The sequence below is a fragment of the Streptomyces sp. ID05-39B genome (assembly GCF_033794725.1).
Classification (GTDB): domain Bacteria; phylum Actinomycetota; class Actinomycetes; order Streptomycetales; family Streptomycetaceae; genus Streptomyces; species Streptomyces bobili.
On the sequence record NZ_JARGEF010000225.1, the window covers coordinates 1 to 13,213 of the forward strand.

Here is a 13,213-nt window from a genome sequence, read left to right on the forward strand (position 1 = left end):
CCGCCCAGGCCGTCCCCACCCCGGCGCAGCCTCAGATCCCCCGAATATCCCCCACGGACATCCGAGGAGCCCGCCGCGCAGGCGTCTTCCCACTCAACAAGATCAACCGCGCGGCCCGATGCCGCTGCCCCGCATACGGCTCCAGCAGCGCCAGCATCCCCGCGTCATCCGCGGACCGGTCGCCCGCCAACGCCCACCCCACGATCCCCGGCAGATGCAGATCCCCCACGGTCACCGCATCCGCCGCCCCATGACTGCGCTGCACGACCTCCGCGGACGTCCAGGGCCCGATCCCCGGCACCAGCTCCAGCCGGGCCTGCGCCTCCGCCGGAGGCATCCGCACGGCCTCCTCCAGCCGCGCGGCGACCCGCACGGCCCGCAGGATCGTCGAAGCCCGCTTGTTGTCGACCCCGGCCCGATGCCACTCCCAGGAGGGAATCAGCGCCCAGGTCCGGGCCGCCGGCATCACCCACAGACGCCCACCCGCCGCGGGCCCCGGCGCCGGTTCCCCGAACTTGCGCACGAGCAGCCGCCACGCCCGGTACGCCTCGTCGGTGGTGACCTTCTGTTCGAGGATCGACGGGATCAGCGATTCCAGCACCAGCCCCGTCCGCAGCAGCCGCAGCCCCGGCCGCCGATGCCGGGTCATGGCCAGGAGCCGGTGCCGGGGCACGAAGGCGTCGGGATCGTCCGAGGCGCCGAGCAGCTCGGGCAGCCGCTCCAGCAGCCACTCGGCCCCCGGCCCCCAGGCCTCTCCCCGCACGGCACCCGTACCGGGTACGGCGCAGACCCGCAGGGTCCCCGGCCCGCCGGGCGTGAGGCTGGCCCGCCACACCGACCCGTCGGGCAGCACCCGGAACGTCGGATCGGCGGGCCCGCGCCGAAGCGGCCCCAGCACCAGCCCGAGATCCAGCGGCCCGTCCGGCACCCAGGTCCGCACCCGCCCGCCCGCGCCCGCCTGCCGGGGCACTCCGCAGGGCATGGCGGCATCCCCGCCGCGCACGGTCGTACGCGAGGGCCGGGGATCGAATCGTCCTGCCACGAATGAGGTCCTAGCCGGAAGGGGTCGGGGCTCTGTCCCGCCGGAGTCGTCTCCGGCTGCGCCGGGAGGCCCTGGCGGCGTGGGGGTCTGCGGGGTCTGCGGGTCTGCGGGCCCAGCCTCTCACCGAACCTCCAGGAATCCTCCCACCTCACGCACGCCCCGGGCCTTGGGCTCCTCCGCCGCGTGCCCGACAGCCACCGCCCCCATCGGATCCCAGTCCGCGGGCAGCTCCAGCACCTCCCGCACCACGTCCCGGCAGAACATGGTCGACGACACCCACGCGGACCCGAGCCGTTCCCCGGCCAGCGCGACGAGGAAGTTCTGCACGCCTGCCCCGGTCGCGACGACGAACATCTCCCGCTCGGCCGCGTCCCGCCGCGGGTCGCCGTAGGTGTGCGAGCCGTCCATCACCAGGCAGGGCACCACCAGGCAGGGCGCGTTGCGCAGGACGTCCCCGCGCCGCACCCGCCGGGCGATCGACTCCTCGGGCTTCCCGTCCCGCCGCAGATCCTCGATCCACGCGTCCCGCATGGCGTCCAGCAGCCGCACCCTGGACTCCGCCGACTCCAGCAGCACGAACCGCCACGGCGTCGTGTGGTGCGGCGCCGGCGCGGTCACGGCCGCGGCCACCGCCCGCCGTACCGCGCCGGGGTCGACCGGCTCGTCGGTGAAGGACCGCACGGTCCGCCGCTGGGTGACCGCCAGCCGTACCGCCTCGGACGTCCCGAGCCGGAACATGTCGTCGCGCGCGCCGCGCACCATCGCGCGGGCGCCCTCCCCGTCGTCCTCGGCCACGACCTGGGGCAGACCCCGCACCACCGCCACGGGCAGCCCGCATGCCTTGCCCTTCACCAGGTCGCCGGCGGCGGCCAGCTCGTCCGCCGTCGCGACGACGGTGGCGCTGAGCGGATTGCCGTGCGCGTCCGTGCCGCCCCGCAGGTCGTCCAGCACGCGTACGCCCGCGGCGCCGATGGCCACATCGGTGAGTCCCGCGCGCCAGGGCCGCCCGAAGGTGTCGGTGACGAGGACCCCGACGTCCACGCCGAGGCTGTCGCGCAGCCCGGCGCGGATCGCCCGCGCGGAGGCGTCCGGGTCCTCGGGCAGCAGCAGCACGGTCCCCGACGGGGTGTTGGAGGCGTCGACGCCGGCGGCGGCCATGACCAGGCCCTGCCGGTTCTCGACGATCCGCAGCGCGCCGCGCCGGGCCACCACGCGGACGGTCTCCGCGTCGATCGCGTCCTCCCGGTCGTCCGCCCGGACGACGCGGCCCTCCGCCTTGGACACGATCTTCGAGGTCACCAGCAGGACGTCCCCGTCGGCGAGCCCCGGCTCGGCGGCGGCGATCAGCTTGGCGATGTCGTCCCCGGCCCGCACCTCGGGCAGCCCGCCCAGGGCCCAGACCCGGTAACCGGTCTCCGTGCTCACGCGGCCCGCACCTCCTCGGCCAGGGCCAGCGCCTCGCGGGCCATCCGCGCGCTCGCGTCGACGTCCGTCATCATCAGCGGGACCGCCCGGCAGCGGATCCCGGCGGCCTCCACCCGCTCCACGCAGCCGGCGTCGACGGTGTCCACGAGCCAGCCGTCCAGCAGCCCCGAGCCGTAGTGTTCGGCGACCGCCGCGGCCGTCGACTCCACGCCGACCGCCGCGAGCACCTTGTCGGCCATCCCGCGCACGGGCGCGTCCCCGACGATGGGGGAGAGGCCCACCACCGGTACCCCGGCCTCGGCGATCGCCTCCCGGATGCCGGGCACGGCGAGGATCGTGCCGATGGAGACGACCGGGTTCGACGGCGGGAAGAGGACGACGTCCGCCTCCGCGATCGCCTCCAGCACCCCGGGCGCGGGCTTGGCCTGCTCGGCGCCGACGGGCACGATCGCCTCGGCCGGCACGGAGGCCCGCAGCCGCACCCAGTACTCCTGGAAGTGGACGGCCTTGCGCTCGCCGTCCACCTCGACGGCGACATGCGTCTCGACCCGGTCGTCGCTCATCGGGATCAGCCGCACGCCCGGCTTCCACCGGTCGCACAGCGCCTCGGTGACCGCGCTGAGCGGATACCCGGCACCGATCATCTGCGTGCGCACGATGTGCGTCGCGAAGTCCCGGTCGCCCAGCCCGAACCACTCCGGCCCCACGCCGTACGCCGCGAGCTCCTCCTTGAGATGGAACGTCTCGTCGGTCCGCCCCCAGCCCTGCTCCTCGTTGATGCCGCCGCCGAGCGTGTACATCACCGTGTCGAGGTCCGGGCAGACCTTCAGCCCGAAGAGGTGGATGTCGTCCCCGGTGTTGCCGATGACCGTGATGTCCGCGTCCGGCGCGGCCCGCTTCAGACCACGCAGGAACCGGGCACCACCGATGCCGCCTGCCAGAACCACAATGCGCATGCGCCAAGTCTTGCAGGCGGGTACGACAGCCCGTCACACGGTCAGACGCGCACGGCACGCCCCTCGCAGTACGGCGCCGTGTGCATCGGCATCTCGGTCAGACCGGGGAAGTACACGTGCAGGCTCACGGCCGGCTCCAGCGAGTCGTTGACGACCTCGTGGACGTACCCCGGGGCGAACACGCGCTGCGTACCCGGCGCCAACGCGCGCGTGCCGCGCCCGGTGTGCTCGGTCAGCGTGCCCTCCAGGACGGTCAGCACACCGGAGGAGCGGCCGTGGTCGTGGAGCCCGCTGCCCTGTCCGGGCACCCAGGACAGCAGCCACACCTCGTAGCCGGGGCCCGTGCGCAGCCGGTGGTACCAGCGGGTGGTCGCGTCGAACCGGACGAGGTGCTCCCACCGGGAGCGGTCGGCGGCGACGGAACGGGCCAGACCGGCGAACTCGGCGACGGTGGCCGGGTGCTCACGGGGGGCCTGGAGGAGGTGGGGGACTTCGAGGATGTCGCCGGCGATCTGGAGGTCGCTGTCGCTGTTCATGGGATGCGGTGGTTCCTCGGCGGAAGAGGCGGAAGAAGGTGGGGGCTGTGTCACGTGCCGTCCGCCCGGATCACGGGCGGGAGGGGCGCGCCCTGGTGCGGGCGGGGAAACAGGCAGCCGAGTCGCGGTCGGACTCAGGTGCAGCCGGAGCGGAGACGAAGGCTCAACAGCTGGAACAGCAACAACAGCTACAGCGAGCGCGGGCAGCACCGTGGGACCCGGCGGTGCGGGTCGAGGTGAGTGCCAAGTTCGCGAGCATGCCCACAAGGACAGCGGCTCACACCCGCGGTGTCAACTCGGTGGCCGCCATGCGAGACCGGTTCACCTCATCAGGTTCATCTGTGAGGCGAAAGGTTTGTCCATGTCCCCACCGGGACACATGGCGCACAAGCCGGGCGCGCAAACCCGTCGCGATCCAGTGATCCACATGTGATCCGGTTCGCTTCCGGGCGTGTGTCGGAACGAGACCGCTTCCCAGGGCGTCCTTCCCCGCACAGGCGCTGTGTGGGGCGGAGGTCCTCCGGGGCCTTAACTGCTTGTCAAGGTTTATGCCGATTTGAACACTTACTGCATGGCCTTGGTTCCGCAGAGTGAATAAGGGGCCCAATAGCAGATCTCGGCTTGACTCGCCCGGAGCCGCACACTTGTAATTTCACTCGTGTCGTTCAGCCGACATCGGTAACGGCCACGTCACGGGGACGCGAAAGACAGAGCGAGGGGCGCACATGACCGAGCTGGTGCAGCAACTGCTGGTCGACGTCGACGACGCGGACGAGGAACTCGGCTGGCAGGAGCGCGCACTGTGCGCCCAGACCGACCCCGAGTCCTTCTTCCCCGAGAAGGGCGGCTCCACCCGAGAGGCCAAGAAGGTCTGCCTCTCGTGTGAGGTCCGCTCCGAATGCCTTGAGTACGCCCTTGCCAACGACGAGAGATTCGGCATCTGGGGCGGCCTGTCCGAGCGGGAGCGCCGACGGCTGAAGAAGGCGGCTGTGTGAGGACGGCCTCGCCCGAGGCTTCGAACGGCCCGTCGCACGTGGGTTATCCACAGGCGGCGGGCCGTCGTCGTGCCCAGCCGATAGTGTGGGCGCTCGTCCGAGACACCCCGCCGCCCCCACGCGGCGCAGGCGTCCACCGCAGTCCACCGAACCGGGGCCCGTACCTCGATGTCCGTGCACCAAACGGCAGGTCAACGCGACGCTGCCACTCCTGAGTTCCCGCGCCACGTGGTGACCGCGGTCCTCGTCACCCACGACGGCGCCCGCTGGCTGCCCGACGCGCTCGCCGGGCTGCTCGGCCAGGAGCGCCCCGTCCAGTCCGTCATGGCCGCCGACACCGGCAGCGCGGACGACTCGGCCCAGCTGGTCACCGACGCCCTCGGAGCCGACCGTGTCCTGCACCTCGCCCGGCGCACCGGCTTCGGCCAGGCCGTCGAGGAGGCCAACCGCACGGCCCCGGTCCTCACCCCCGACGAACTGCCGTACCTGAAGCGTCCGAGCGGCTGGGACCCCGTCACGCGCACCTGGCGCGACGACGCCTACGACCTGCCAGACCTTCCGCACGGCGAACCCGTCCAGTGGCTGTGGCTCCTGCACGACGACTGCGCGCCCGAGCCCGGGGCCCTCGCCGAACTGCTGCGCGTCGTGGACAACGAAGCCCAGCTCGGGCGGGACGACATCGCCGTCGTCGGCCCCAAGCTCCGCGGCTGGTACGACCGCCGCCAGCTCCTCGAGGTCGGCGTCACCATCGCCCACTCCGGCCGCCGCTGGACCGGCCTGGACCGCCGTGAACAGGACCAGGGCCAGCACGACCACGTGCGCTCCGTCCTGGCCGTGTCCACCGCCGGCATGCTCGTCCGCCGCGACGTCTTCGACGCACTCGGCGGCTTCGACCGCCGCCTGCCCCTCATGCGTGACGACATCGACCTGTGCTGGCGGGCGCACGCAGCCGGCCACCGCGTCCTCGTCGCCCCCGACGCCGTCGTCCGGCACGCCGAGGCCGCCTCCCGCGAGCGGCGCGCCGTCGACTGCGCGGGCCGCACCACGGCCTCGCCCCACAAGGTCGACAAGGCCGGCGCCGTCTACGCCCTCCTCGTCAACAGCCGTACGGCCCTGCTGCCCTGGATCCTCTTCCGCCTGGTCGTCGGCACCCTCCTGAGGACCGTCGCCAACCTCGTCGGCAAGGTCCCCGGACAGGCCCTCGACGAGATCCGCGGCCTGCTGGGCACCCTGCTGCGGCCCGAGCGGATCATCGCCGGCCGTCGCCGGCGCGGCGGCTCCCAGATCGACAAGGACGAACTGCGCCCGCTGTTCCCGCCGCCCGGCGCGACCGTGCGCGCCACCGTCGAACACGTCGCGGGAGACCTCTTCGGAGCCACCGACACCGAGACGACGACCGGAGCCGGCCGGCACGGCGGCGCCGTCGAGTCCGGCCCCGGCGGCGACGACGCAGACTTCCTCGAGATCGAACAGTTCGCCCGCCTCAAGCGCATCGCCCGCAAACCCGGCCCGGTGCTCTTCCTGGTACTGCTGCTCGTCTCCCTCGTCGCCTGCCGCAACCTCGTGGGCGGCGGCGCCCTCGCCGGAGGCGCGCTGCTCCCCGCCCCGGCCGACGCCTCCGACCTGTGGTCTCGCTACCTGGACGCCTGGCACCCGGTCGGCGCCGGCGGCACCCCGTCCGCCCCGCCGTACCTCGCGGTCGTCGCCCTGTTCGCCTCCCTGCTGTTCGGCTCGACCGGCCTCGCCGTCACCGTCCTGCTGGTCTGCTCGGTGCCACTGGCGGGCCTCACCGCCTACTTCGCCTCCCGCCCGCTCATCGGATCGAGCCTCCTGCGCGCGTGGGGCGCCGTCGTCTACGCCTTCCTGCCCGCCGCCACCGGCGCCCTCGCGGGCGGCCGCATCGGCACCGCCGTCCTGGCGATCCTGCTACCGCTCATCGCCCGCGCCGCCATCGCCGCCGCCGGATTCGCCCACTCCTCCGGCACGCGCGGCAGCTGGCGCGCCACCTGGGCGTACACCCTGCTGCTGACGATCACCACAGCCTTCACGCCGATCGTGTGGCCCATCGCGCTGATCCTCGGGCTCGCCGTCCTCGCCGTGCGCCGCACCGACCTCCCCGCCCACGGCCTGCGTTTCCTGGTCCAGCTCGGCACCCCCCTGCTGATCCTCGCCCCCTGGTCCCTGTCGCTGCTCCCGCTCGGCTTCTTCACCGAGGCCGGCCTGGAGTACGGCCCCTCTGCGGCCTCCCCCACCGACCTGCTCGGCATCAGCCCCGGCGGCCCCGGCACGGTCAGCGGCCTGATGCTCATCGGCATCGTCCTGGCCGCACTCGCCGCCCTGCTGCGCACGGAACGCCAGGAGGGAATCCGGACGGCCTGGGCGGTCGCCCTGGTCGGCCTCGTCCTCGCCGTCCTGTCCAACAGCTCCGCCTGGGCCGGCCCCGCCACCCTCGTCTACGGCATCGCCCTCCTCGCCGCCGCCCTCATGGGCGCCGACGGCGCACGCACGCGTGTCGCCGAGCAGAGCTTCGGCTGGCGCCAGCCGGTCGCCGCCCTCATCGCCTTCGCCTCGGCCGCCGGCCCCCTCCTCGTCGCCGCGGGCTGGATGCTCGGCGGCGCCGACGGCCCCCTGGAGCGCCGCGACCCCGTGCAGGTGCCCGCCTTCGTCGCCGAGGAGAGCAACACCCGCGACCAGGCCCGCACCCTCGTCCTGGACAGCGACTCCGCCGCCCACGTCGGCTACATGCTGGTCCGCGGCTCCGGCGCCCGCATGGGCGACGCCGAACTCGCCGCGGCCGACGGACAGAACGGCACGCTCGGCAAGGTCGTCGCCAACCTCGTCGCCGGCTCCGGTGCCGACCAGGCCGACCAGCTCGGCAAGTTCGCCGTGCGCTACGTCCTCGTCCACAAGGGCGCACCCCGCGAGGTCACCCGCGTCCTGGACGCCACGCCCGGCCTGTCCCGGCTCAGCCAGCAGGACGGCAGCGCCCTGTGGCGGGTGAACCAGGAGGTCTCCCGCGCGGCGATCGTCACCGCCGACGGCAAGGGCACCCCGACCGCGGTCGCCGCCGGCCCCGTCGACATCCACACCACGGTCCCCGAGGGCGCCGACGGCCGGATCCTGCGCCTGGCCGACGCCGCAGCCGACGGCTGGACCGCCACCCTCGACGGCAAGCCGCTCACCCGCACGACCGTCGACGGCTGGGCCCAGGGCTTCGAACTCCCCGCCTCCGGCGGCAGGCTGGACGTCACCTACGACGACCCGTTCGGCCACACCGCCTGGCTGTGGACGCAGGGCTTCCTCGCCCTCCTCCTGGTCGTCCTCGCCCTGCCCGGCCGCCGCCGCGACGTCGACGACGACCTCCCCGAGGAGCAGCCCGTCCCCGACCGGGCCGTCGAGGGAGAGGGCCGCCGCGCCCGCCGCCTGCGCGCCCAGGCCGAGTCGGAGTCGGAGCCGGAGGGCCCCGGTCAGGACGAGGACGCCGTCATGGCCCCGCCACGGCCGGAGACCCCGGCCGCCGTACCGCAGCAGCCGTCCTACGCCGACTGGGAGGCGCCGGCCCACCAGCCCGCCCCGTACGGCGCCTACGGCGACGAGCAGTACCAGAGCCCCCCGCAGCAGTACCCTGCGGACGGCTACGACCAGAGCCAGACCTACGACCCCTACCAGGCCGGCCAGTACGACCCGTACGCCTACGAGGCCCGCCCCGAGGCCACCGCCGCCTACGACCAGGCGTACCAGCAGGGCTACGACCCGTCGGCGTACCAGCAGGGCCACGACCCCGCGTACGACCCGGCGCAAGGCCCCCACGGCACCGGCAGTGAGCGCCCCGACGGGAGCCAGCAGTGAACCGCACCACCCTGTCCCTGATCGCCGGCACGGTCGCCCTGGCCGCCATCACCGGCTTCGCCGGCCTCAGCGAGCCGGACGCGTCCGGCACGGACACCGCCGAGGCGGCCGCCGTCCTGCCCGTGGAGCGCAGCGGCCTGCTCTGCCCGGCGCCCAGCGCCTCCGACCTCGCCGAGACGACGTACACGTCGTTCACGCCCGTCACCAAGGGCGCCGGGAGCGACGGCTCGGCCCAACTCCAGGCCGCACCCCGTAAGTCCACGGACACGGCCGCCACCGAGGACGACGAGAAGACGCCCGAGGACGGCCGGACCACCGACAAGGCGGACACCGACAAGGCGGACACCGACAAGGCGGACGACGACAAGAAGACCGCCGCCAAGCCGGTCCTGACCCCCAAGGCGCCCGGCACACCCGTCACCGGCAAGACCTCCGGCGCCGACGGACCCGCGCTCGTCGGCACCGCCGAGGGCGGCTTCGCCCCCGGCTGGACGGTCCAGCAGACCACCCAGGTCACCGCCGGCAACGGCCGCGGCCTGCTCGGCGTCACCTGCGCCGCCCCCGACACGGAGTTCTGGTTCCCGGGCGTCAGCACGGCGGCCGACCGCACCGACTACGTCCACCTCACCAACCCCGACGACTCCGCGGCCGTCGCCGACATCGAGCTGTACGGCAAGGACGGCGCCGTCGTGACGACGGTCGGCGAGGACCTGACGATCCCGGCGCACTCCACCGAGCCGATCCTGCTGTCCACCCTCACCGGCGAGAAGCAGGACGACCTGACGGTCCACGTGAACGTCCGCAGCGGCCGTGTCGGCGCCGCCGTCCAGGCCCTGGACGACAAGCTCGGCGGCGACTGGCTGGCCGCGTCCACCGACCCGGCGGGCACCCTGGTCGTCCCCGGCATCCCCAAGGACGCCACCGCGGTCCGCCTGGTCGTCTTCGCGCCCGGCGACGCCGACGCCGACCTCAAGGTCCAACTCGCCGCGCCCACCGGCCTGATCACTCCGGCCGGCCAGGAGACGCTGCACGTCAAGGGAGGCACGACGACCGCGGTCGACCTCGGTGACGTCACCCGCGGGGAGGCCGGCTCACTGGTCCTGACGCCCGCCGACGGACCGGCGCCGGTCGTCGCGGCCGTACGCGTCGTGCGAGGCAAGGGCGACAAGCAGGAGTCGGCGTTCATCCCCGCCACCGCCCAGGTCGGCGCGCGCGCGTCCGTCACCGGCAACGGCGCCAAGGACACCACGCTCTCCCTGACCGCGCCCACGGGCACCGCCAAGGTCAAGGTCACCGCGTCGGCGGGCACCGGCGGAGGCACGGCGGCCTCCCAGACGTACACGATCAAGCAGGGCACCACCCAGGACGTCCAGCTCCCGGTCCCGGCGGGCCTGAAGGGCACCTACGCCCTGACCGTGGAGAACCTCACGGCCGGCACCCCCGTGTACGCCTCCCGGACCCTGACGGTGACGGACGGCGGCATCCCCGGCTTCACGGTCCAGACACTGCCGGACGACCGGGGCACGGTGGCCGTCCCGGAGGCGGACGAGGACCTGAGAGTGCTGCAGAAGTAGGCGGCGGGGGAGGGCCGGGCGCGCGCTCAGTCCTCCCCGTAGCGCGGATCCACCGTCTCCGGAGTCAGCCCCAGCAGCTCCGCCACCTGCTCCACGACGATCTCGTGCACCAGCGCGGCCCGCTCGTCACGTCCCTTGGTGCGGATCTCCACGGGCCGCCGGTAGACGACCACCCGCGCGCGGTGCCCGTCCCGGGCCGCCATCGTGCCGCCCAGCGGAACCGCCTCGTCGTTCCACGGCTCCCCGGCCCCGCCCAGCCGCGGCACCTCCAGCACCAGGAAGTCCATGTCCGCGATCTGCGGCCACCGCCGCTCCAGCCGGTCCACGGAGTCCTGCACCAGATCCGCGAACACCTCGGCTCGGCTCGCGGCCAGCGGTACCTGAGGGGGCGCGATCGGCCCGCGCATGCCCCGTCCGTGGCGATCACGACGACGAGGGCCGGGGGCTGCGGCACGGGGCGGTACGGGGCTGTCCATCACTACTGAAGCGTAGTCCCCGCCGCCACCGGCCGCCCTGCTCCACGCGGCGCTCCGGACACCGCCCGGCCGCTCCGTTCCGCCGGTCGCCGGCCTGTCGCAGGATGACCATTCCGGCCAAGGTCCGGCTCGATTCCGTATCTCTACGAGACCGCCGAACTCGCGGCAATTGATGGTGTTTGTGCGCATCGATGACCGGACCCGGTCACCTTCCTCTCCCACAGGACTGGTGTTCGTGCAGGTCAGCGGGGTATGACTGGAGTGACCTGTGGGGCGTTTCACAGCACGACACGGTGGAGTGACCTGGTGGAGAGTCGTCGCGGCCCGTTCAAGAGTGCGGTACCGTCCAACCTCGTGAGCCCTGTACGTCGCTGTTCGCGCACCGCCTGCGGCCGACCCGCCGTCGCGACGCTGACGTACGTCTACGCCGACTCGACCGCCGTCCTCGGCCCGCTCGCCACCTACGCCGAACCCCACTGCTACGACCTGTGCGCCGAGCACTCCGAGCGCCTCACCGCCCCGCGCGGCTGGGAAGTCGTCCGGCTCCTCGACGGTTCGGCCCCCGCCCGGCCCAGCGGCGACGACCTGGAAGCACTGGCCAACGCCGTCCGCGAGGCGGCCCGCCCGCAGGGACGCGCGGCCGGAGCCGGCGGCGCGAGCCGCGGGGCGGACCCGATGGAGGTGGCCCGCCGCGGCCACCTGCGGGTCCTGCGCTCACCCGACAACTGACCCGCCCGGTCCCCCCGTTCGTCCGCCACGCGGCCGGACCGTCCCGCCACGACGGCCGCAACCGGACCCCATGCCTCCAGCGATGCCGCTCCGACCCGAGGTCACGGCGCACGTCACGTCTTCGGGTCGGACTCGGCGGACCCACGGCGGCCTGTCAGCCGCGACGGGTAGTTTGTGGTGACTGACAGGACTTTCAGGAAGGTTTGGCCGTGGCTGCTGATCTGTCTCAGATCGTGAAGGCGTACGACGTACGCGGGGTGGTCCCGGATCAGTGGGACGAGTCGCTGGCCGAGCTGTTCGGGGCCGCCTTTGCCCAGGTGACCGCAGCCGAGCGAATCGTCGTCGGCCACGACATGCGCCCCTCGTCCCCCGGCCTGTCCGGCGCCTTCGCCCGCGGCGCCGCCGCCCGCGGCGTACACGTCACCGAGATCGGCCTGTGCTCCACGGACCAGCTCTACTACGCCTCGGGCGCCCTGAACCTGCCGGGCGCGATGTTCACCGCCTCGCACAACCCCGCCCAGTACAACGGCATCAAGCTGTGCCGCGCGGGCGCCGCCCCGGTCGGCCAGGACACCGGCCTCACCCAGATCCGCGAACTGGTGGAGACCTGGTCGCAGTCGACCGGCCCCGAGCCCGCCGCACAGCCCGCGACGATCACCCGGGCGGACACGTTGAACGACTACGCGGCCCACCTCCGCTCCCTCGTCGACGTGACCTCCATCCGCCCCCTGAAGGTCGTCGTGGACGCGGGCAACGGCATGGGCGGACACACCGTCCCCACCGTCTTCGAGGGACTGCCCCTGACCGTCGTCCCCATGTACTTCGAACTGGACGGCACCTTCCCCAACCACGAGGCCAACCCCCTCGACCCGGCCAACCTCGTCGACCTCCAGAAGCGGGTCCGCGAGGAGGGCGCCGACCTCGGCATCGCCTTCGACGGCGACGCCGACCGCTGCTTCGTGATCGACGAACAGGGCGACCCGGTCTCCCCGTCCGCGGTCACCGCCCTCGTGGCCGCCCGCGAACTCGCCCGCCACGGCGGCAAGGGCACGGTCATCCACAACCTGATCACCTCCTGGACCGTCTCCGAGGTCGTCAGGGAGAACGGCGGCAGCCCCGTCCGCACCCGCGTCGGCCACTCCTTCATCAAGGCCGAAATGGCCCGCACCGGCGCGATCTTCGGCGGCGAACACTCCGCCCACTACTACTTCAAGGACTTCTGGAACGCCGACACCGGCATGCTGGCAGCCCTCCACGTCCTCGCGTCCCTCGGCGGCCAGGACACCCCCCTCTCCGCCCTCGTCGCCCAGTACGACCGCTACGCGGGCTCCGGCGAGATCAACTCCACGGTCGACGACCAGACGGCCAGCATCGCGATGATCAAGTCCGCCTACGGCTCCCGCCCCGACACCACCCTCGACGAACTGGACGGCCTCACCGTCACCACGTCCGACTGGTGGTTCAACGTCCGCCCGTCCAACACCGAACCCCTCCTCCGCCTCAACGCGGAGGCCCGGGACGAGGCGACGATGAGGAGGATCAGGGACGAGGTACTGGCGCTGATCAGGGGCTGAGAAGGGCGACAGACCCCCACCCGGCCACCCCCGCACCCACCCCCACCAGCGGTACCC

10 protein-coding genes are annotated in these 13,213 nt (G+C 73.3%); 5 read left to right on the forward strand and 5 right to left on the reverse strand.

The features are described 5' to 3' along the window. Positions 1 to 31 precede the first annotated feature (31 nt). The 4 genes from P1P75_RS32875 to P1P75_RS32890 all read right to left on the reverse strand — a co-directional run bounded on the left by P1P75_RS32875 (position 32) and on the right by P1P75_RS32890 (position 3,959). Positions 32 to 1,042, reverse strand: coding sequence for a DNA-3-methyladenine glycosylase 2 family protein (locus tag P1P75_RS32875; RefSeq protein ID WP_319262465.1), 1,011 nt, complete (start codon positions 1,040 to 1,042; stop codon positions 32 to 34). Between the two features lie 120 nt (positions 1,043 to 1,162). Further along, on the reverse strand, positions 1,163 to 2,467 hold the full coding sequence (locus P1P75_RS32880) for a coenzyme F420-0:L-glutamate ligase (protein ID WP_319262467.1): 1,305 nt from the start codon (positions 2,465 to 2,467) through the stop codon (positions 1,163 to 1,165). Beyond that, positions 2,464 to 3,423: a 2-phospho-L-lactate transferase gene (gene cofD / locus P1P75_RS32885; RefSeq protein WP_086767710.1), complete on the reverse strand. Its 960-nt coding sequence runs from the start codon at positions 3,421 to 3,423 to the stop codon at positions 2,464 to 2,466. Before cofD ends, P1P75_RS32880 begins: the two co-directional genes overlap by 4 nt. Before the next feature lie 41 nt (positions 3,424 to 3,464). Beyond that, a complete protein-coding gene (locus tag P1P75_RS32890) occupies positions 3,465 to 3,959 on the reverse strand; it encodes a cysteine dioxygenase family protein (protein WP_319262468.1) in 495 nt (164 codons plus the stop codon). A gap of 725 nt (positions 3,960 to 4,684) precedes the next feature. On the opposite strand from P1P75_RS32890, the gene P1P75_RS32895 reads away from it, so the two are divergent. From P1P75_RS32895 to P1P75_RS32905, 3 genes are all read left to right on the forward strand, one after another. Then, complete coding sequence (locus P1P75_RS32895) at positions 4,685 to 4,954, forward strand: WhiB family transcriptional regulator (RefSeq protein WP_319262470.1); 270 nt, start codon at positions 4,685 to 4,687, stop codon at positions 4,952 to 4,954. Positions 4,955 to 5,122: 168 nt separating this feature from the next. Next, positions 5,123 to 8,803: a glycosyltransferase gene (locus P1P75_RS32900; protein ID WP_319262472.1), complete on the forward strand. Its 3,681-nt coding sequence runs from the start codon at positions 5,123 to 5,125 to the stop codon at positions 8,801 to 8,803. Continuing rightward, complete coding sequence (locus tag P1P75_RS32905) at positions 8,800 to 10,377, forward strand: DUF5719 family protein (protein ID WP_319262474.1); 1,578 nt, start codon at positions 8,800 to 8,802, stop codon at positions 10,375 to 10,377. Before P1P75_RS32900 ends, P1P75_RS32905 begins: the two co-directional genes overlap by 4 nt. A 26-nt stretch (positions 10,378 to 10,403) precedes the next feature. Here P1P75_RS32905 and P1P75_RS32910 read toward each other — a convergent pair whose 3' ends face one another. Beyond that, positions 10,404 to 10,853: a metallopeptidase family protein gene (locus tag P1P75_RS32910; RefSeq protein ID WP_319262476.1), complete on the reverse strand. Its 450-nt coding sequence runs from the start codon at positions 10,851 to 10,853 to the stop codon at positions 10,404 to 10,406. A gap of 306 nt (positions 10,854 to 11,159) precedes the next feature. Here P1P75_RS32910 and P1P75_RS32915 point away from each other — a divergent pair, with 306 nt between their 5' ends. Continuing rightward, positions 11,160 to 11,582, forward strand: coding sequence for a DUF3499 domain-containing protein (locus P1P75_RS32915; protein WP_319262478.1), 423 nt, complete (start codon positions 11,160 to 11,162; stop codon positions 11,580 to 11,582). A gap of 209 nt (positions 11,583 to 11,791) precedes the next feature. Continuing rightward, positions 11,792 to 13,156, forward strand: coding sequence for a phosphomannomutase/phosphoglucomutase (locus P1P75_RS32920; RefSeq protein ID WP_319262480.1), 1,365 nt, complete (start codon positions 11,792 to 11,794; stop codon positions 13,154 to 13,156). The last annotated feature ends 57 nt before the right edge of the window (positions 13,157 to 13,213 follow it).

Excerpts from the sequence above, each read along its gene's own strand:
- cofD (WP_086767710.1), bottom strand. The coding sequence starts at position 3,423 with ATGCGCATTGTGGTTCTGGCAGGCGGCATCGGTGGTGCCCGGTTCCTG.
- P1P75_RS32890 (WP_319262468.1), bottom strand. The coding sequence starts at position 3,959 with ATGAACAGCGACAGCGACCTCCAGATCGCCGGCGACATCCTCGAAGTC.
- P1P75_RS32895 (WP_319262470.1), top strand. The coding sequence starts at position 4,685 with ATGACCGAGCTGGTGCAGCAACTGCTGGTCGACGTCGACGACGCGGAC.
- P1P75_RS32900 (WP_319262472.1), top strand. The coding sequence starts at position 5,123 with ATGTCCGTGCACCAAACGGCAGGTCAACGCGACGCTGCCACTCCTGAG.
- P1P75_RS32910 (WP_319262476.1), bottom strand. The coding sequence starts at position 10,853 with ATGGACAGCCCCGTACCGCCCCGTGCCGCAGCCCCCGGCCCTCGTCGT.